Below are 20690 nucleotides of genomic sequence, written 5' to 3'. Positions count from 1 at the left end.
ACTGTTCATTTAATAGACAGTAGTTTCTTCAAACACAACGAAAATTCAATATCTTGCCCCTTCTGTTTTTTGGCACACCTATTGCTTTATACATAGTATCTAAACTTAAGAAATGAAAAACCAAATGGGGAAACTATGAAAAAGCAAAATCTATCAACACTGATTAAAGTTGCCATCTTCACTGGATTAATTCCACTTTCTGCTTATGCAAATATTTGTACTATTGTAGAAAGGAAGTTTGAAAGAAAAGGTTTTGAGAAGATTAGTGACTTCGATAAAGACTTTCAAGAAAGATACAATAAATACAAGGATAGATGTGATCTAGAAAAATATAAGATTGCTGAAGAGAAGTTTCAAAAGAAACAAACAAATATCGAAAAAGATGAAAAGAAGCATGCTGACTTCATTAAAGACCGTGAGTCAATTGAGCTTTCAACAGAAGATCTTAGAGACTACTATGATAACTCACCTATTATCGCATACCGTGCATCACTGAAATATAAAGTATTCGAAGGTAATAAAGAAATCTATCTTCAAAAAGTTTCTGATGCTGATGCCATTTGCCAGAATATCCTTGGTGACAAGAAAGCTAAAGCAAAAAGTGCACTTGTTTCTATCGCTGAAAAAGAGCATATGGGTCAAGTTCAAACACCTCAGGATGTAAGTGATCAGCTAGAATCAAGATTTGATGGCGCTGGCTCATCTGCCGCATTTAAGATCACAAAAAGAGGTATCTTTGATCTTGGAGACAATGTTGAATCAGGAACAGTTACAGAAGACTTTGAAACATCAAGAAAAGAGCGTATGGAGTTCAATGCTGATCTAAGAGTTCTACAGGCCAATGGAAGCATCTCAACATTTGCAAGTGATATTAGAGCACTAGAGTTTACTAAAATTGAGTGTGTTAATAATCCTGTAAACGACAAAGATACTTTAGAAGACATTAAGACAAAGACGACAATTGAAACAAGAGTAAACTCTGCAAAAGTTGATAGCGATGAAGATGAGCAAAAAGTAGTTGTAAAATTTGAAGCACAAGAAAAACAAAACTTTATGGCCCAAAAAGGTAATAGTGATCGTGTTAATCCAAATCAACCAACGATCAACGATATCAGAAGAGGCGAAACTACAGAAAAGTATACAGTAGATGATCAGATTGACTTTATCCTAGGTGGATCAGTTAACTCAAGATCACAATAATAAATACCCCTCCCCCCTTTAAAGGCCCGCATCATGCGGGCTTTTTTGTTTTGAGAAATATTCCAATTCCATATACAATTTAGATATGAAAAATTATTACAAAGTGCTTCTTGTTGCCACAATCAGTCATTTCTCAATGGCCCTAAGCCCTCCGCCTCCTCAGGCGCAAGTTATTGAAGAAGTAAAGTTTGAGCCGCATATGGTGGAGCATCTTATAAAAGGCTGTCCAGAAAACTCTGAATGTAATTCACAAATGGGAAAAGTATCAGAAGACTTTAAGCAAACTTTTTTAAAGGATAGCTTGATCAAGAAGAAAGAATTCGCAAACAAATATGGTCTGCCTTTCACTTTCTGGACAACTCTCCCTAAAGATAAAAATACAATTACCTATCAATCAAAGTGTAGTTTTCATCATCCTCAGAAAGATAAATTTGGAAAAATTGTAAATGACAGGCAGCCTATTTATGAAGGAATTAGATTTCTAAAGAGCACGAAGGAGCTTTCAAACAATCAAGATATCCTACCTAATATCATGTTAAGGCAAGGGCAAGAAAAACCAACGATCATCCCACGCCACTCTATTCCATTTTATACAAATGGAGCGGCCATTTACTTTCAACAAGAGTATCGCGGGGTTGATTTTAAGTTTAAAATAGAAAATGAAAAGGTCTCCCTCTTCACAGATAAACTTCAAAACTATGAGATACAAAGTGGAGCTTGCAGCGAAGAGCTCTTAACTAAGTTTAAGGAAATTAATAGTCAAAAGCTCTATCAAAGTGCATATTGTAAGCTTATCTATGATGCAAAGGCGAAGAAGTACTTTCGCTATATTTTTGGATGGAGCTGTTAATTGCAACAGAAACAATTAGAAGAAATTGAGCTTTGTGTTTACAACCTAGAAAATCTATTTATAAAGGATGCCTTTGATCATCCTCCAAACCTAAACTACTTTAAATCACCACTAAATCTCAATCAATTGCGTACAGTTTTTAGTGAAATAAATGCTGATATTTATGCTCTAACGGAGATTGGCTATATTGAAAGTCTTCATTACTTTAATGAAAATTACCTTTCAAATGAGTACGAAATTTATCACAACCAAGGAAATAGTGATCGAGGAATTGAAAACGCCTTCTTAGTTAGAAAGGGCCTGCCTTTCTATTTTGAGCATCTCTCTCACACTGATAAAGAGATTGATTTTATCTTGCACGATGAAGATGAAACAAATTACTTTCTATCACGTGACTTCTCTCACTTAAGAGTATTTAGCGATAAAAAGAAAACAAAACATATATTGAGTCTTTTGAATGTTCACTTAAAGTCCCAACGAGATGATTCCGGCCATGACTTTAGATCAGTTAGAAGAAGAAAGGCCGAGCTTGAGTTACTTGTTCACGTCTATAAACAAGAATCTTCACTCTTTAAAGAAACCCCTGTCATTTTATGTGGAGACTTTAACGGTAATGCTTCGAATGAAAAAACAGATGAAGAATTTTTATCACTATACTCAGAAACAAATCTTAAAGATGTACTTGGAATTTTTGAATTACCACTAGAGTACCGAACAACATTCTATCAATTCGTTGGCCAAGCGGCCCACCCTCTTCAACTTGATTACCTCTTTATTGATGAAAGATTTAAAAATCAAATTGCAGATGCTGCTGTCTATCGCTACCGCAACTCAGTTGGAAAGGTTTTAGGCCCGCCGCGCAAACGATCGGATATATGGAATAATCCCTCTGACCACTACCCTGTGTACGCAATTTATAAACTATTGAAATAAGATTCGAGAATTGATGATTTACGCGATGCAATTGCAAGGATGAAAAAGATCATTTAATAAATTCTCTATGCATCAAATTAAACAACACATCTTAATCTGGCTTTTTGCGTTACCTACTTTTGCAGCTTCTGTTGTTGCCATCAGTGATAACCAAATTGATATCAATCATATTGATCTTAAGGATCATCTTTTTTCTAATCGCCAAGAAATCGAAAATGGTAAAGATAGCGACGCTAATGGAAAGATTGATGATCTTAATGGTTGGAATTATATCCAAAACTCTGGAAAGGTTTTTGATGACGGCCTTATTGGAACTTTCGACCCAAGAGTTTTTGAATACTATGAAATTAGAAAGAAGAAGACACTAAAGACGGCAACTGAAAGTGAACTTAAATGGTACACGGAAATTAGAAAAGACGACGAGTTTATGGAAAGCAGAGATGAGTTCTCTTCATATACGCACGGCTCTCATGTTGCATGTCTTGCAATGAACACAAAAACTTTGCCGTACGAGCTAAAGTCAGGAGATCTCCAATATCTTCCAATTCGCTACTTAGGAGATGATCCGAAAGGTCTATTTGCTAAGAAGGAATTTATTCCTAGCAAATATAGTAAGTCATATCTAAAGATTAGAAATATCGAAAGATACTTAATGTACTATGAAAACTGGATGATTTCTAAAATGAGAGAAACTGTTAAGTACTCGTCTAAGTTTTCAAATATCTATCACGCATCTTGGGGACAAAGCTGGGAGCCAGCCTATGATATGATCAACGGGCTCTTCCAAGATGAATTTAATTTAAAAGAAAAAGAAGTTAATGATAAATATGAAAAGCTAATCACTCAAATGCGTGATAGCTATATGAAAGGACTGATGGACAAAGGTCTAGAAGTGGTAAAAGCATATCCTAAAATGCTTTTCGTATTTTCTGCTGGAAATAAGAAAGACGATACGGACTCTTTATTGCATTATCCATCTTCAATTATTGCAGAAAACGTTATTTCTGTTGCCGCAATTGATGAACACAATAAGGATAAGGCCTATTTTTCTAATTTCGGAAAAAAGACTGTGACAATCTTTGCACCAGGAGTGGCAATCAATTCATGCTCACCCGGCGATAACTATGTTCCAATAAATGGAACTTCTCAAGCAGCTCCACAAGTAACAAACACGGCCGCAATGATTTATGCCATGGCGGACTTTTACAATAAAGATATTAATGGATCTTTTGTAAAAGACATACTGGAAGACTCGGCCAAAAAACTGAGTACTTTAAGCAATCTTTGCACAAGTGGTGGACTACTCGATCAACAAAGCGCTCTAAGCCTTGCACGTTACTATTTAAAGTAAAACCTATGCTAAATTTTTAGCTGAAATTTCATACGGAATGAGCATATTTTGCCTAAACCTCTTATCTATTTTGACGATAAGAATAGATAAGAGGTGGATCATATGAACAAATTAGCAACTTTAATCTTACTATCTTCATTAATGAGCTGTGCGAGTAGTACGCACCAAACTGAATCAATTGAAAGCAAAATTGCAGGCTTTGAAGATCGCTCAGATAGTGAAGTTAATCCAATCCCTTCTTATAAAATTAGAAGCTTTAAAAAGAAGAGTCGTGGCCCAGCGAGTGTTGGTCAAGAACTGACTAAAGATATCTCTAAGCTTGATAATAAGAAAGTCTACTTTCTTTCGCTTTATGAACAATACTTAACATTCTCTGATCTCTACCCTAGTTTTAAAAAAGACGTTAAAACATGTGCTTACTTTCATCAAGAGTTTAGCTCATATAATGACAAACCAAAGACTTGGAGTTATCAGCTAAGAGAAGATATTGATGACAATATTGAAAATGTGGTTTGGCACCTTCCATATGATGGAGAGAGAGCAACAAAAGCAACTCTTCCTCTTGCAATGAAAGAACATATGGATCGTACATATTACGAAATATCAAAACTATGTGACAATGGTTTCTCTGATAATTACTACGTTTTCGAAAACTATATTTCGTTAGCAAAAAGTAATAAAGTTTATGCAGGAACAAGTGAAGGTGCAAACTCACTAGTTAAAACAAGTCTTGTTTTTAACAAATTACTAATCGACAATCTTTCAACAAAGAAGAAAGTTAATATCGGTCGTGGACTAGCTTCAAAATCAGAAGATATTGAGTATACGGAAATTTCTTTTAGAAGAATGCAAGCACTTTGGTTTTAGGAATCTTTAACTAAATTAGGCCTTACCGACCTTTTAATTAACTTTAAGTAGAACCTATGATGTTCATATGAAAGTTCTACTTTTAATTCCCCTATTCATTATTGCATTGCTATCTTGCAATCAAGATCACCCCAAGCAGGGCCGCTTATCAGAGATAACAAGAAATTTTTACGAAATCCCTTCATTCTTTGATATCGAGATTGTCTCAATTGATATACAAAGTGAAGTCTTAGATCAAAATTACAATTGCTACGAATATAAACTTGATATCAACCTTAAGGCAAAAGAAGACCTACTAACCCTAAGACCGAATCGTCCATTTGGAAAGTATCGAATTAGAACAACAAAGGGTGAAGAGTTCATTCCCATCACAAATACAAAAGTTGAATTAGAAAAAGAAATTAGATACTACGAAGAGCAAATAGATCAGGTAGCTCTTATCAGTCAATGTGTACGAATGCGAGGAAAGAAATGTATTCGCTACAGAAAGGTGAAGGCCTCTCGTCGCCATAAAGAAAGTATGATTGATCGAAAAATAGCATCAACGAAGAAGTTCTTTCCTTTCGCAATAAATAAGAATCAGAATACTATTGTAAAAGAGCTACCCATTGTTGTTTGTAAGAATGAATTAACTAATAAGTGGAATTAGATAACACCAGTTAAGAGTAAATAAACCTCTCTAACATTTGCACGAACCACAGATATTGATGTCATCATATCCGAATAATAGATATGCTTTCTTCCATCTTCATTGTGATGAACTTTCGCAAAATCTTCTCTTTCAGTCATAAGGTGCCTCTTGAGTTCACGAGTACTAACAATGACCTCATTAATTTCATCTTCAGTTGCAATCTGTCCTTTATAGACTGAAATACTTCTTTGATAGAGAGATTCAACTTCTGAAAAGTAATTTAGAAGACGATCGGTTTCATCTGCTGATAGCTTCCAATTTTCGTAATACTTTGTAAGCATAGTTGTAAGCTTATCTAAGCTATCTGCTAATTGTTCGAGGTCAGAGGCGATCTGCATGAGCTTTATAGCATTGCGACTCTCAACTTCCTCTGCACCATTAGCAATTACTTTTGAAATAAAATCATTAATTTCAAGTTGAATATTATCAATAATTTTTTCGTAATCTTTAATTTTTGCCAGAGCACGGGCCCCCTTAGTAGGACTTTCAATATACTCGTGGCACTTCTCAAACATTCTTGAAACAATATCTAAAAGCTTACCAATTTCAAGTTCGACTAAAACATATGCCATTGTCGAAGAAATATGTCTTCTTTCGCCAAGGAATTTTAACTTTGGACGATCCTTAAATTTCGCATCCGGATACATTCCCTGAATAAGTTCCGCCACAATATTCTTAAAGAAGAAGTAATTAAGGATTGCCAGTGAAATAACAAAGAATTGCCCTATGACAACAAGACTAACCGTTCCAACTGTTGTTTCAACATTATGATCAATGATCACAATTAATAAGAAACTAGCAAATGTGGCCACTAAGTAATGGACTAATGGATGGAGGGACAAACGAATTGCAAGAGGTCTTGCAACTTTTCTTGCCGTATTAAAATTTATAAAAAATGAACTTAGTGTTGAGGCGCAAATAATTGAAAAGCAAATACTAACAGGAAAAACTTTTGTGAAGATCATGACCACTGCGATGGCCAATGTCATCGTTTGGCTTCTTAAGATGAACGATACTAAAGTTCCAAAAACAAATCCAATTAGAAGGTTTGTAAATAAAGAATAATCAACAAATCGAACAACAATATCTTGAACAAGATCCCAAGTTAAAAGAGAGACAAGACTCTCATGCATTACCGATACACCAAGAAAAAGAAATGCTAGTCCAAATAGGAGCTTTGTTAGCTTTCTCACAAAGCGTTGTGTAAATACCAGACCAAGAATAAGAGCAAAGGCCATAAGATTCAGACCTATCTCCTGTCTTGAAAGCATTAGAATAAGAAAGATCGTAACGGCCCCAATGACAGAGCCAAAAAGCATAGGAATTACTCGATTCTTTTTAATCAAGTTGGCATTAACAAGACCTACCGTCACGATATTGGCCATTGTTGGTGAGAATGCTAGTAGACTCAGCCTTGCACCATTCCAGAAATTGACGACAAAGTTCTTTCCATCAATATCTGAAGCAATATGTTTGATAGCACCAGAACCCAGACTCTGAATACCTGCAGAGATAATTCGTTGTCCGTAATAAAATATAGCGAGTCCTGAGATAAAAAATAAAACCGTTTGCAAGTATTCCATGACTTATTAAATATAAATCCTTGTAAGATTTAAGAAGTGGCCTTGGCCACCCAGATAGGGATAATAATGTAGAGTATTGTATCTCGGATCAGATAAAATAGGAAAAAATAAATAAAAGCTTTTGGGCCTTTATTCCATAATCCTTCAATCCCCAAGTATTGAATCTTCTTAGACATTGCCACCATAAATTTTGTTTTACCATAGTGGGTAATGAAGAATGAAATAGCACCATCGACCTTGCGATCAAATGCCAGGAAAGGAGCCTTTAGTCGCTCCAGTAAGGACTTTAGAACAGTTTTCTGCTCTGATTGCTTATTCTTATCTACTTCGTTTGCATTATTAGTAACTGAGCTCATGATAAGCACAAATTAGCAGAGAAAAACAGTGGTGAAAAGGATTTTAGGAATCTTTGAACAACTATTAATGACACCATATAGAATTTCTATTGGCCCCGAATCAAGATATATAAGATAGTAATATTATGGAAGAAGATATTGACTAATACACTCAGACAATACAAATTAGCACAATATCTAACAAAAAGAATTAAGACGAATAAAGAAAAACAAGGTCTACAATTCCATGACACTTTTGGGTACCGATTTGGGTAATCTAAGTCACAGGGATTATAGACGACACAGTGCAAGGAAGATTTTTTGCTACAAAAAATACACCTATTAAACATTCAAACTAAGAGTGAAAATATACCTACTCACCTGCTAAAAATGCCAGGTGCGTTTGTTCTTATTACATGTCAAAGAACAATCATCCTAACAACTACTGAATTCAGTGATGAAGACAGACAACTAGGACAATACTACTTTGGAAAGAAGGCCTATCACTTTCTACTAGAAACTATTTGTGGCCTACAAAGTAAGCTTAAGGGTGAGAGCGAGATCGTTGCCCAATTCAAAGAAGCATTCTCAAATTATTTAAAAGAAGATATTCGCTCTTCTCTAATTCTTAGAGTCCTTGAAAAACTATTTAAGGATGCTAAAGAAGTAAGAAAAGAGCACTTAATTAAGATTGGTCAACAATCTTATGCAGGTATTACAAGAAGAATCATTCAATCAAAATATGACTCTGGAGATGTTCTAATTTTAGGATCAGGACAATTAGCAAGAGATTCTATTAAGCACCTAATGAAAAAGTATAATGTTTATATTAGTGCTAGAAATCCAGAGAAAGTACAAGATATCATTAATGATTTTCCAAATATCAATATCACTGCTGTTGGCTGGAAGGATTATAACGAATACTTCAAGTTTAATAGCTATGTGAACACTATCGGATGCTCAGGAAAGATCTTTGCTGAAGAGTTCTTTGCTGGCCACTGTCCAAATAACTCAATCTTTGTCGACCTTGGCTCACCTTCTGTAATTGACACAGAATTTGACAAGAAACAGGGTGTTTATCGTTTAGGAGATATTCTTAATCACGGTAAAATGCTAGATGAAGAAAAGATTGAGAAACTAGACCAAGCGAAGATGGCCATTGAATCTCTTGTTGAGAAGAGAGCTAAGCACTTAGCTACAGTACGCGCAAATCTTTAGTATTAATTAACTCAAAAGCACCGTTATCTAAGTCGATCTGTTATCTACAGTAATTTACTGTAGGAGACGACATGGAGATTAATAGCTCAAATCGAATCGGACATATACCGCTTAGTACACTTAAGTGGATTCGAAAAAACTCAATTGTATTCGATAAAGAATTTATTTCTTTAAGAATGCTATTGCTACTTAGTCTACTCATCAATATTACATCCTTTGCACTTCCAATTGTTGTGATGCAAATCTATGATCGAATGATACCAAATCATCGAACAGCAACAGCGATTATTTTATTACTTGGACTAACTCTATTCCTAATGGCCGAAGCAGCTCTGAGATACTTGCGCTACTATATTATTACCTTTGCAGGTGCCCGATTTGAAAGTAAACACTCACAAGAGCTGATTAAGAAAACAATTACAGATTCAGATTTTTATAATGTTGGTGTATTTCAGTATTCCTTAAAAGAGATTCAAAGAAATAAGTCATTCTTTGCAGGACAAGGGATAATTACATTAACAGAGCTACCATTCTTATGCCTCTATTTTGGATTCCTTTTTTATATAAATCCGTTTATGGCATTAATTCCATTTTTTACACTGTCAGTTTATATGATGACCTCACTCTATTCTTTAAAGAGGATAACTAGAATAATCCAACTCAAGCACATAACTGATATTGATCAAAATAACCTACTTTATAAAATTCTCGATAATCTTACTGTGATTAGAAAGTTTGGTAGAATTAAACTATTTAACAATCAATTTAAAAAGAAACAGGCAAGAGTTGCTAAAAATAATTATCAGCTTAATTGCTATGAGCAACAGTTAATTAACCTCGGTCAATTAACAACACAAATTACATCTGTTGCCGTTCTAGCATTAGGAGTTTATCTAGTAAGAACAGGACAAATAGGAATTGGATCACTTGTTGCTTCACTTATTCTGGCCAATCGATGTGTAGCACCAGTCACAAAAATATTTCAAGTATTTAAGAAAGTACATGAGGCTAAAGTCATGTCTGATGTAATTATTCATCCAACAAGTTCAGCTCAAGCAAAAGAAAAACAAAAGCTAGAAAGTGTTTATTCGATGGTTATCCCTATTTATATAAGAGGTAAAAAGCACGAAATTCCATTCATGAAGGGCGATACTATTTCATTAAAATATCAAGACAAGGATACAAAGGAATTCTTATTTGCACCTAATTTGAAGGCCATCACAAAAAAAGTTTATATAAATGACTATAAGTTATCAGATGTTGATGACTTAAGTCTTTACAAGAAAATTGCAATCATAAACGCAAAGCCAAATATATGGAACGGCACAATTAGAGAGAACATCACTTCTTTTGGTCTAGTCGATGAAAAAAAGGCCCAAAAATTCATTAACATTTTGGGGCTTGGTGAAATAATTCGAAATCTTCCAAACGGACTTGATACAAAGCTGACATCAGAAGTTGAAGATAATATTTCTGATGAAGTAAAATCATTAATCTATATAACCAGACAGCTTGCACTGACACCAGAGATTATTGTTTTAAACGAATTTGAAGCAGGAGTAGATAGAGAAAACTATATTAAGGTATTCGAATATATTGCAAATATTAGAGAGTCACGAATTATATTTATCAATACCAGAGATCAAAACTTACTTAAGTTATGTAATCGAGATCTTTTGAATAATCGCATTGGCGAAATAGATACTTACTTGGCCTAGGGAGAATTATGTCGAATATAAAAATGATATTTCATAATTTAATGGAGCTTAAGTATCAAGATAATTACAGCGAAGACGTCAATGAAATTTTGATGTCTTATCGGCATATGAGAGAAGTTGATCTTATTAACTCACTAGCATCGATTGGGTTAAAAACTGAAAAGCTAAAAATCAATCTTAAAAATATTGAAAATAGTGCGCTTCCATGTTTACTAGTTGCGGACCAATATATTGAAAACTTTTGCAACAACGGAGATCATCTTATACTTAGCTATGACATCCACCTAGAACAACATTATCTAATTAATGATCATGACTTAAAGAGACAAGTAGACATCGAAAATTTCTCTATCAAGTATGCTCTATTTATTAAACAAATTAACCATAACGAACTCGATAACGAAGTAATTTTTAGAAATACAGAAAAGAGTTTCCCAAAATGGATCAAGGCTTTACTTCTTCGTTTTAAGAAGGAATTCATTACTGTAATTTCTATTTCACTACTTAATACAATAACAACAATAGCATTAGCGCTCTACGCAATCATTATATATGACATAATGATTGATGCAAGAGACATGTCATTTTTCATACCGGCAACAACAGGTATTATTCTACTACTTGCAATAAACTTCACTGCTCGAAATATTCGATCAAATATAATAACCTGGTGTGTTCAGCGACTAGATTATATTCTCGAAGTTGCCATACTTGAGAAAGTATCAAATATGTCAGATCATCAAAGGGAGTTAGAGAAGATTGACTTTCAAAACAATCGATTTGAAGAGATTAGAAACTCAGTAGAGTTTTTATCATCCGAAAACTTTTTAAAGTTAATTGATATATTATGTAATACCCTACTCATCTTTCCAATTATCTTTCTTTCTTGGCAAGTTGCTTTACCTACTCTAATTTTAGCTCCTCTCTACATTTTTATTTATCTATACAATATTTCAAATATCAGATTGAAGCAGAAAGAGTTTGATAGTTTAAATGAGAACAAGAACAATCTCGTTGATGAACTTAAAAGAACTTCAGAAGAAATATACCTTGAGAATCTCTTTCCAGTCTTTAGCACTCGCCTATCCTCACTTAGTTCCAACTCATGTTACAGAGAACATAAAACTAAAATGCATTCACAGAAAACATATCTCTTCTCATATTGTTTTATGGTTGGTGTTGCAATTATCTCAATAGCAATTGGTCTTAATTTAATTTGGAATCAAGGCCTAGAAGTAGGAAGTTTCTTTGGGTTAATGTTCTTACTATGGCATCTCTTAACACCAGCTCAGAAACTCTTAGAACTGCTACAAAAAACAGATACCGTTAACTCTTCATTTAAAAAGCTACATTATCTCCTATGCTCAAAAAGTGAAACGAGGACATACCGATCAATTGAAGATCTCTACACTAAAAATTTTGAGATTCAATTCAAATCTGTATCATTTCAATATCCTGACACTCTAGAAAATATCTTTGAAGATGTGAACCTTACAATAAAGCCAAATGAAATCTATGGTATTCATGCAGGCATAAACTCAGGAAAAAATGCTTTTATAAAACTACTTAATAAAACATATCTACCAAAATCAGGTTCAATACGAATAGGAGGAATTGATCACCGCCAATTTGATACTCTCTATTTGAGACAATATATCCTGACTTTAAATCTCAAAAAGTCCTTGTTGAAGGACATGAGTATTTACGAAAATATAAAATACATTAACCCGCTTATTTCACGTGAAGATATTATGATACACCTAGGTATCTTCGGTGTTGGTGAGTTACTTGAAGAAAATGGGCTAACAATAGATACTCCTCTTAGCGGTTCAATGAAATTGAAATTATCAAACGAGCTCTATTCGACGATTGTTCTAGCGATACCATTTTGCACTCAAGCAAAAGTAGTTCTTATCGAAGATATCCCTTCAAATATGATTAACGAACAATTTAAATTATTAAAGAAATTCTTGAAACTTTCTAAAGGTAATTTCTCTGTTATTTTCTGTAGTGAACATAAAGAGATACTAAAAGAAACAGATAATATAATTTATATGGCACCTGGCTCAAAACTTTCGTCTGGAAAAAAAGAAGAACTTCTAAATATCCTCGAAGAAAGTGCACTTGTGTAGAAAGATGTAAGGAATGAGATTTATGAAAGAACAAAAAAAAATATCTCTTAAAAATATCTCGGATTATGAAAAGCAATCCGACTATATTGGACAAGACATTCTGCTAGAAGAAGCAAGGGTACCACTAGCGACAAAATCGATGATCCTACTCTCTTGCTTTACTCTTATTGCTTTTTTTGCATGGATATCGTTTTCGACTGTAAATGAACTTGTAAGTGGTAATGGAATCATCGAATCAACTCGAAATATTATCACTATTCAACATAATAAGTCAGGAATACTTAATGCACTCTATGTTATGGAGGGACAGTATGTAGAGGAAGGAGAACTCCTTTATACACTTGTTGATGATAAAACAAAGAAGAAGGATAACACTCATTATATACGTTCAAACACAAGAGGAATCATAAGAAGCGTTATGATAGAGGCCATTGGACAAAGAATTTCAACAAGACAAAGTATAATGAGACTAGAGTCTATCGCTGACAGTGTCACAGCATCTATTGAAATCACTCCCGATGATATTAACTCTATTCAAGATGGAATGCCTGTTCAGCTAAAGTTTAAAGTTGGCAACAGGTATGAAACAATCCTAGGAGAGATTACATCGATCTCTTCTAATACATTTTATTCTAACAATGGTAAGGCCTACTACCAGGCCAAAGCACTTCTCTTTAAAAATCACCTTGGAAGAGACCCTAATAAGAATTTAATTTTACCAGGTGTCAAAACAAGAGCGGATATCTTTATAACGGAAAGAAGTATTCTGTCTTATTTAACAAAACCTCTAGAGTCCTCACTTAACTATGCATTAACAGAGAGATAATTATGTTTAAAAAACTACAGCAGGCCATTCAGGACAACATGTCAGAAGCAAGTAGCAGTGATAAGTCTCACATGCCAGAACATGAGACGAAAAAACCTAAGATACTTATCATAAGCAATAATAAATATATCACTGAACGCTTGATGCAAGTATTGGACGACACTTATGATATTATACAGCGAGATAAAGTTGAAATGATCATTCAAATCTTTGCAGATGTAAAAAAAAATGACGTTGATCTTATTCTCTTCTATGACTCAAGCTTAAGTAAAGACTTATCAATCTTTTCAATGCTAAAAAAGTACCCCAGATTCTCAAGTGTTCCAATAATAGTCTTGGCACAAGAAATTACAGAAAAGAGAAAGTCACACTATTTAAGCAATGACTTAAATGATTTCATTGATCTTCAAAGTTTCTCTAACATTAAACAGTTAATTAACTCAAAAATAAAACTTCAAGCTAAGATAAAATCTATTATTAATTATTCTCTCAACCACAATAGTGGGCTTGATATCGTATCAAACGCACAAATGCACATAAGAACACTAGCTGATGTTGCCGGATGTGCAAGAACATTAAAGCTATTTACAAATTCATCAATTACTCAAGAAAGGGCATTTTTTGAAATTATTCTAAACTCTCTTGAGCACGGTCAACTTAAGATTGATAAACTCGAGCGAGAGAAAATAAAGGCCAATGGGGACTATGAAAGTTATCTTGATATCCTATGCAATAGAAATAAAGAGCCTGTTATTGTGACATATGAAAAGCTAGAAGAGTCCTATCGTATCTCTGTCATAGATGGAGGAGATGGTTTTGAGTTCAAAAAATACCTAAAGGCCAACCTTAGTAACTCTATCAAAGAATCTGAAAAAGGAATTGCTATTGCCAATAGTACTAAAGGAATCGAGTTAAATTATATTGTTCCAGGAAATATTGTTGAAATTAATATTCCACATCAGGAAAAGTTCAAACTTTGGCACTAAAAAAAGGCCCGTTATTAACGGGCCATTATTTTAAAGATTTTCTAAAGCAGAAAATAAATCGACAACCCCGCCCGTTAGGATATCTCCATCCATCGAAGACTTGGCCGTTACACTATTCATTAAAACATTTTTTAATTCAACTGCTGTTAAGTAAGGGTGTCTTGAAAGTACTTCTGCGGCTACACCTGTTGTATTAGGAGAGGCCATTGAAGTCCCTGACATATTTCCGTAGCGATTTCCAGGAGTCGTTGAATAAATTGATGATCCCGGGGCCGCAACATCAACACTTTTAACACCATAGTTTGAAAAATAAGAAAAGCGACCATAGCGAGTTGATGAAGCTACAACTAACATCCCTTCACTTTCATAAGAAGCAGGATAAGTTAATTTTGTATCAATATTTTGTGAGCTATTACCAGCACTAACAACAACAAGAGTGTTATATGTTTTTGCGATATAATCAATTGTCTCCTTTACCAGCATTCCACCTTCATTATGTGACTTACCAAAAGAGCAGTTAATTACTTTTGCACCATTCTTTGCCGCATAAAGAAAGCTTTCCGCAATATCGACATCTGTTTCATCACCATAGCTTGGAACTGAACGAAGTCCCATAATACGAACATTTGATGCGACACCTGCAATACCAACTCCATTATTTTGTGTTGCTGCTATTGTTCCTGAAACGTGAGTTCCATGTGAATGGCCATCCATCATATCCCCAGTTGCATTCCCTTCACTATCACGCTCAAGTGTATTGATTCCGTGAACATCATCGATATAACCATTGCCGTCGTCATCAATTCCATTGCCAGGTATTTCCTTAGCATTGACCCACATTACATCCTTAAGATCCTCGTGGTTATAATCAACACCTGTATCAACAACTGCGACAATAATTGGAGCATTAGATTGTGACAATCCACTATCCTCATAAACTCTATTAACACTCATGCCATGCTTGTCAGCATCTTTAAATGCCCATAACTTTGAAAGTTTTGGATCATTTAAAACAGAGCTATAAATCTCATCTCCTTCTTCAATTGATTCTGACTCAAAAGATTCAACTGGCATTGGAAGAGGCTCACGTTTTGAGAAAGTATCAAATTGTGCATCAAGAATATTTTGATGCGCTCTTAATTTATTTAAAAGTGACTCATCCCCATTTGTATAGAGAACATATGTGGATTCAAAAAAGTAAACTGATTTATTTATTCCCTTAAACGCCGGAATATCTTTACCATTCTTTAACTTTACAATAATGCGTTTTGGGTTGATGTTAAGAGACGATGCCTTAGCTGTGATGTTAAGGAAAAAACCTAATAAAATTAGGACTGTTCCTATTAAGATCGATCGATTCATTTGCAATTCCTTTTGCTAATAAAATTTCAATGACTTAAGTGTATATATAAAAAAACGATATAAAAAATGTCTTTTTCTTACATTTTCACTCGGAGATGGGACCAGTTTAGTTAAAAATCAAAGAATAGACTCATCGCGCATGCTTGGTTTTAATGACAATTTCATGACAAAAAAGTAAGTTATCTAATGTATTTTACGTTCACACCATAAACAAGGATTTATTTTGAAATACATCATCGGAACACGTGGCTCACTATTGGCCCTGACTCAATGTAATCAAGTAAAAGATCAACTTGAAGAACTAACTGGTGACGAGTTTGAATTAAAGGTAATTAAGACTCAAGGTGACCAGATTGTTGATAAGCCACTTTGGCAACTCGAAGGGAAAGACTTTTTCACTAAAGAATTAGATGCGGCCCTACTACAAGGTGAAATCGACTTAGTCGTACACTCATATAAAGATCTTGGAAGTGATAGACCGGAAGGAATAAAGCTAGCAGCAATATCGAAACGTGACTATGCTTACGATATTCTCCTAATTAAGGAAGAGACTGTTAGTAAGTTAATGGCCAAAGAACTAACAGAATTTGTTGTTGGAACTTCTTCTCCACGTCGAATTGTTAATATTGAAAGCTCTTTATCGGAGTTCTTACCTTATGGAGACAATGTAAAAGTATCAACAAAGATGCTTCGTGGAAATGTAAACTCACGTATTCAAAAACTTAGAGATGACAACTACGATGCGATCGTTCTAGCAATGCCTGGTATCGAAAGACTTGCTATTACAGAAAGCTCAAGAAAAGAGCTTGAGGTTCTACTTTCGGGAATGACTTATGCTGTTCTACCTCACAGTCAATTTCCAGCTGCCGCTTCTCAAGGAGCTCTTGGAATTGAATGTTTAGAAAACCGTGATGACAACGGAGTACTAGAAGAAAAACTTTTTAAGCTTCAAGACAAAGATACAGTAAGTGAAGTAAGCCGTGAGCGTAAAGCATTTGCAAGCTATGGAGGCGGTTGTCACCTTGCAGTTGGTATCAATGTCACAAAAAAAGGTGATTATTATATTCATACGCATAAGGGAAAAGTTGATGACAAGGTAATCTATGAAAGACACCTTGAAGGAAGCTTCCCTGCACCAGCCTCTAAGGCAAAGGCATTCATTGGTCTTCCGCATGCTGACCACAGAGAACAAGAATATATCTATTGTGAGCTAATCCACAAAGAGGCCCTAAAGAATGCTCGCGTTCCAAATAACGACGTTCTTCTTTCTGCGCGCTATGGTGTAAGCCTTCTAAAGAATCACGGTAAAGCTGTTTATACTGCTGGTACTTCAACTTGGAAGCTACTTGCTCAAAATGGCCAGTGGGTTCATGGATCATGTGATGGCCTAGGAGAAGACACACTAGACAAGATTCGCAGCTCAAAAGCCATTGAAGTTTTAAATGGCCCTAAACAAGAGCTAACAATCTTAACACATAAAGACTCTTACTCTGACTATGGACAAGTATTTGAATCATATGAAAAGAGCAATAAAGAAATTCGTGAAACATTCTTAGATGAGCTTAGACAGTGCGATGTATTCTTTTGGACTAGTTACTCACAATACAAAACTTATGTTGAACACCTTCCAGAGTTAAAAGACAAATTTCATGCTTGTGGACTTGGTAAAACATTTGAACAACTTTCAAAAGAAGGCGTTACTGTTCGTCCATTCGCGAGTATGGAAGAATTTAAAGCTTGGCTAAAAAAATAAATATAAAAGGATTACATATGAGCAATATGCACACAGAAATTTTTGAAAAAAGTAAGAAGATGGTTCCAGGTGGAGTTCACTCACCTGTTCGTTCATTCAAAGGAATGACATCAACACCAAAATTCTTTAAAAGCGCTAAAGGTGCTTACTTTACAGATATCGAAGGTAAAGAATATATCGACTTTTGCATGAGCTTTGGGCCACTCGTTCTTGGACACCAAAACGAAACTGTAAAAGAAAAACTAACTGAGGCCTTAGGTCGTGGCTGGAGTTATGGTGCTTGTGAACCATATTCAGTTGATCTAGCTGAATACCTACTTTCTCGTCTTACACATGTTGATCAAATCAGATTTGTAAACTCGGGAACAGAAGCAGTTATGACAGCACTTCGTCTTGCACGTGGTGTGACAGGAAGAAATAAAATTATTAAGTTTAATGGTTGCTACCACGGTCACGTTGATGCCATGCTAATTAAAGCGGGATCAGGACTTGCTGGTGCTGCTGAGTCTTCTTCTCTTGGTGTTCCAAAAGGTGTTGCAGATGACACTCTAATTCTAGAGCTTGAAGATCTTGAGGGTGTAAAGAAATGCTTTGAAGATCACAAAGATGAAATCGCTGCAATCATTGTTGAGCCACTTCCGGCAAATAATGGTCTCTTAATTCAAGACCAAGCATTCCTTGAAGGATTAAGAGAGATCACAAAAGCAAATGATGCACTTTTAATTTTTGATGAAGTAATTTCAGGCTTCCGTGTTGCTTTTGGTGGTATGGCAGAACTGACTGGAATCACTCCAGATATCGTTACTTACGGTAAAGTAATTGGTGGTGGTCTTCCAGTTGGAGCAATTGCGGCCAAGAAAGAAATTATGGAACACCTTGCTCCTGTTGGTGGTGTTTACCAAGCTGGAACTCTAAGTGCAAACCCACTTGCAATGGTTGGTGGACTTGGGACACTTAAACAAATGACAAAAGAGAGCTACCAAGAGCTTGAAGATAATACTCTAAGAATTGTTAATATCTTTAAGAAGTGGCTTGCTGAATATAACGATGGTCAATTTTCAAACTACAACGTAATTCACCACTCTTCTCTATTTTGGATCGTTCCAGGAGATAAGATAAAGTCAGTTGGAAATATTCCAGGCAATATTGGTGAAGACTTTGTTCCACTATTTGAACTTCTTCTTGAAAAGGGAATTTACCTGTCTCCAAATGCATATGAAGTTGGATTTGGTTCACTTGCACATAACGAAGAAGTTGCGAAGGATTTAGAGAACAGACTTTGGAACTAAAGAAAGCTTCTTCTCCATTCTTTTTAATCTCAACGATTACGACGGGACTAATTGGGCTCTTTGGCCTGTGGTGGCTCTTTTTAATTTTTAAAATGAGTGACCGCTTGGCAAAACTTAATATCACAGAGGGCCCAGACATAGGCTCACTAATTAAATGGGAAGGAATTACGTTTCTGGTCCTTATTCTCATTCTAGTGAGCTCTCACACTCTCCTCTTTATCAGAGACCAGAGAAAGAATCGCTCGATTGCAGCTTTCTTTGCAGGGCTTACGCATGAGCTTAAGACTCCCCTTGCAAGCATAAAACTTCAATCTGAAGTCATTAAAGATGAAGTTGAAAAAGACTCAAACCAAAGACTTCAAAAACTTACGACTCGCTTAATTGACGATACGATTCGACTAGAGAATCAAATGGATAAAATCCTACAGCTCTCACGTATAGAGCGAGGTGGAAACTTAAATTGTACAGATATTGAAGTAGGTCATTTCCTAGAAAATATTATTGAGAGTGGCTACCAAAATAAATTGAATGTTACGGTAACTAAGGAAGTAAAAAACATTAGCCTTCAAGCTGACGAGTTTGCTCTAAGTATCATTTTCAAAAACCTTTTAGAAAATACTATTTCACATACTGATTCGAATGAAGTTGAAATTACGATCAGTACTAAAGGACAGGCCGTAAATATCAGATATCATGATCGCGGCAGTTTTAGTGGTGATGTCAAAAAGCTTGGGAAGCTTTTCTACAAGCACCAATCGACGAAAGGCTCAGGCATAGGCCTATACCTTTCGAAGAAATTAATTGAAACGATGAAAGGTCAATTTAATATAACTTTAGATAAAGGCTTAATCTTCGATATTCAATTACCACTATCAGAACAAAGTGACGGAGGTAAAGATGAATAACTTCGGAAAGATTCTTGTCGTTGAAGATGATAACAATCTTGGTGATACACTAAGTGAATACTTAGGCGACATCGGTCACGAATGCCGACTTGCAAAGAATGTTAAAGACGCTCGTTACTATTTCGAAGACTTCAAACCAAATATCATTCTAATGGATATTGGACTTCCAGACGGAAATGGGATTGATCTTGCTAAAGACTTTAGAAAGCTTAGAAAAGACTTCATTCTTCTTTTCTTATCTGCTCTAAATGACCCTCAAACAAAAGTTGAAGGGTTTGAAGCAGGTGGCGAAGATTATATTACAAAGCCATTTGCTCTAAAAGAGCTAACGATAAGACTGGATCGACTACTAAGCTTTAAGACTAATATCGACTCCCTTGAGGAAGAAATTCTTATTGGTGATTTAAAAATTTGGCCAAAGCGATTTGAAGTACAAGATGGCGACGGCAAGATACTAAATCTAACACAAAAAGAGTGTGCCATTCTAGAAATCTTACTAAAGAAAAAGAATGAAGCTGTTGAAAGAGATTTTATTATTGATGAAGTATGGGGTGAGGATAAATTTCCATCACAACGTACTGTAGATAACTATATTGTTAAACTTAGAAAATGGGCCGAGAGTGACTCAAAGAACTCACTTGAGATTCAAAGTGTTCGCGGAATTGGCTACAAGCTTATTATAAAGGAATAA

18 protein-coding genes are annotated in these 20690 nt (G+C 35.1%); 15 read left to right on the top strand and 3 right to left on the bottom strand.

Going from position 1 to position 20690, the window contains the following annotated elements:
- Window positions 1-135: 135 nt before the first annotated feature.
- The 6 genes from ACMAWV_RS06550 to ACMAWV_RS06525 all read left to right on the top strand — a co-directional run bounded on the left by ACMAWV_RS06550 (window position 136) and on the right by ACMAWV_RS06525 (window position 5850).
- On the top strand, window positions 136-1200 hold the full coding sequence (locus tag ACMAWV_RS06550; RefSeq protein WP_103216852.1) for a hypothetical protein: 1065 nt from the start codon (window positions 136-138) through the stop codon (window positions 1198-1200).
- Between the two features lie 85 nt (window positions 1201-1285).
- A complete protein-coding gene (locus tag ACMAWV_RS06545; RefSeq protein ID WP_412469707.1) occupies window positions 1286-2050 on the top strand; it encodes a hypothetical protein in 765 nt (254 codons plus the stop codon).
- Window positions 2051-2983 carry an endonuclease/exonuclease/phosphatase family protein gene (locus ACMAWV_RS06540; protein WP_412469708.1) on the top strand — a complete coding sequence of 311 codons (933 nt, stop codon included), beginning with the start codon at window positions 2051-2053 and terminating at the stop codon, window positions 2981-2983.
- Window positions 2984-3050: 67 nt separating this feature from the next.
- Window positions 3051-4334: a S8 family serine peptidase gene (locus tag ACMAWV_RS06535; RefSeq protein WP_412462773.1), complete on the top strand. Its 1284-nt coding sequence runs from the start codon at window positions 3051-3053 to the stop codon at window positions 4332-4334.
- 102 nt (window positions 4335-4436) lie between these two features.
- Window positions 4437-5201, top strand: coding sequence for a hypothetical protein (locus ACMAWV_RS06530; protein WP_103216848.1), 765 nt, complete (start codon window positions 4437-4439; stop codon window positions 5199-5201).
- 67 nt (window positions 5202-5268) lie between these two features.
- Window positions 5269-5850, top strand: a complete 582-nt coding sequence (locus tag ACMAWV_RS06525) for a hypothetical protein (RefSeq protein WP_392991468.1) — start codon at window positions 5269-5271, stop codon at window positions 5848-5850.
- On the opposite strand, the gene ACMAWV_RS06520 is transcribed toward ACMAWV_RS06525, so the two are convergent.
- Window positions 5847-7475, bottom strand: coding sequence for a PhoU domain-containing protein (locus ACMAWV_RS06520; protein ID WP_412462774.1), 1629 nt, complete (start codon window positions 7473-7475; stop codon window positions 5847-5849). The two genes, ACMAWV_RS06525 and ACMAWV_RS06520, sit on opposite strands and share 4 nt — an antisense overlap.
- A 29-nt stretch (window positions 7476-7504) precedes the next feature.
- Complete coding sequence (locus tag ACMAWV_RS06515) at window positions 7505-7831, bottom strand: hypothetical protein (RefSeq protein WP_103216845.1); 327 nt, start codon at window positions 7829-7831, stop codon at window positions 7505-7507.
- A gap of 300 nt (window positions 7832-8131) precedes the next feature.
- On the opposite strand from ACMAWV_RS06515, the gene ACMAWV_RS06510 reads away from it, so the two are divergent.
- From ACMAWV_RS06510 to ACMAWV_RS06490, 5 genes are all read left to right on the top strand, one after another.
- Window positions 8132-9028 (top strand): hypothetical protein, encoded by an 897-nt coding sequence (locus tag ACMAWV_RS06510; RefSeq protein ID WP_146037768.1) that lies wholly within the window; start codon window positions 8132-8134, stop codon window positions 9026-9028.
- Window positions 9029-9099: 71 nt separating this feature from the next.
- On the top strand, window positions 9100-10746 hold the full coding sequence (locus tag ACMAWV_RS06505; RefSeq protein ID WP_412469709.1) for an ABC transporter transmembrane domain-containing protein: 1647 nt from the start codon (window positions 9100-9102) through the stop codon (window positions 10744-10746).
- 8 nt (window positions 10747-10754) lie between these two features.
- Window positions 10755-12878, top strand: coding sequence for an ATP-binding cassette domain-containing protein (locus tag ACMAWV_RS06500; protein ID WP_412469710.1), 2124 nt, complete (start codon window positions 10755-10757; stop codon window positions 12876-12878).
- Between the two features lie 22 nt (window positions 12879-12900).
- A complete protein-coding gene (locus ACMAWV_RS06495; RefSeq protein ID WP_412469711.1) occupies window positions 12901-13704 on the top strand; it encodes an HlyD family efflux transporter periplasmic adaptor subunit in 804 nt (267 codons plus the stop codon).
- A gap of 2 nt (window positions 13705-13706) precedes the next feature.
- A complete protein-coding gene (locus ACMAWV_RS06490) occupies window positions 13707-14690 on the top strand; it encodes a hypothetical protein (protein WP_392991461.1) in 984 nt (327 codons plus the stop codon).
- A gap of 30 nt (window positions 14691-14720) precedes the next feature.
- Here ACMAWV_RS06490 and ACMAWV_RS06485 read toward each other — a convergent pair whose 3' ends face one another.
- Window positions 14721-16052: a S8 family peptidase gene (locus ACMAWV_RS06485; RefSeq protein ID WP_103216839.1), complete on the bottom strand. Its 1332-nt coding sequence runs from the start codon at window positions 16050-16052 to the stop codon at window positions 14721-14723.
- 223 nt (window positions 16053-16275) lie between these two features.
- Here ACMAWV_RS06485 and hemC point away from each other — a divergent pair, with 223 nt between their 5' ends.
- Genes hemC through ACMAWV_RS06465 form a run of 4 tightly spaced genes read left to right on the top strand, consistent with a single transcriptional unit; the run spans window position 16276 to window position 20690 of the window.
- On the top strand, window positions 16276-17805 hold the full coding sequence (gene hemC, locus ACMAWV_RS06480; RefSeq protein WP_412469712.1) for a hydroxymethylbilane synthase: 1530 nt from the start codon (window positions 16276-16278) through the stop codon (window positions 17803-17805).
- Between the two features lie 17 nt (window positions 17806-17822).
- Window positions 17823-19094 (top strand): glutamate-1-semialdehyde 2,1-aminomutase, encoded by a 1272-nt coding sequence (locus tag ACMAWV_RS06475; RefSeq protein WP_412469713.1) that lies wholly within the window; start codon window positions 17823-17825, stop codon window positions 19092-19094.
- Window positions 19085-19999 (top strand): sensor histidine kinase, encoded by a 915-nt coding sequence (locus ACMAWV_RS06470; protein ID WP_103216837.1) that lies wholly within the window; start codon window positions 19085-19087, stop codon window positions 19997-19999. The genes ACMAWV_RS06475 and ACMAWV_RS06470 overlap by 10 nt, the downstream gene beginning before the upstream one ends.
- Window positions 19992-20690 (top strand): response regulator transcription factor, encoded by a 699-nt coding sequence (locus ACMAWV_RS06465; RefSeq protein WP_103216836.1) that lies wholly within the window; start codon window positions 19992-19994, stop codon window positions 20688-20690. Before ACMAWV_RS06470 ends, ACMAWV_RS06465 begins: the two co-directional genes overlap by 8 nt.

The sequence above is a fragment of the Halobacteriovorax sp. RT-1-1 genome, assembly GCF_047085455.1.
GTDB lineage: Bacteria > Bdellovibrionota > Bacteriovoracia > Bacteriovoracales > Bacteriovoracaceae > Halobacteriovorax_A.
This window is presented reverse-complemented; position numbering and strand designations above follow the sequence as displayed.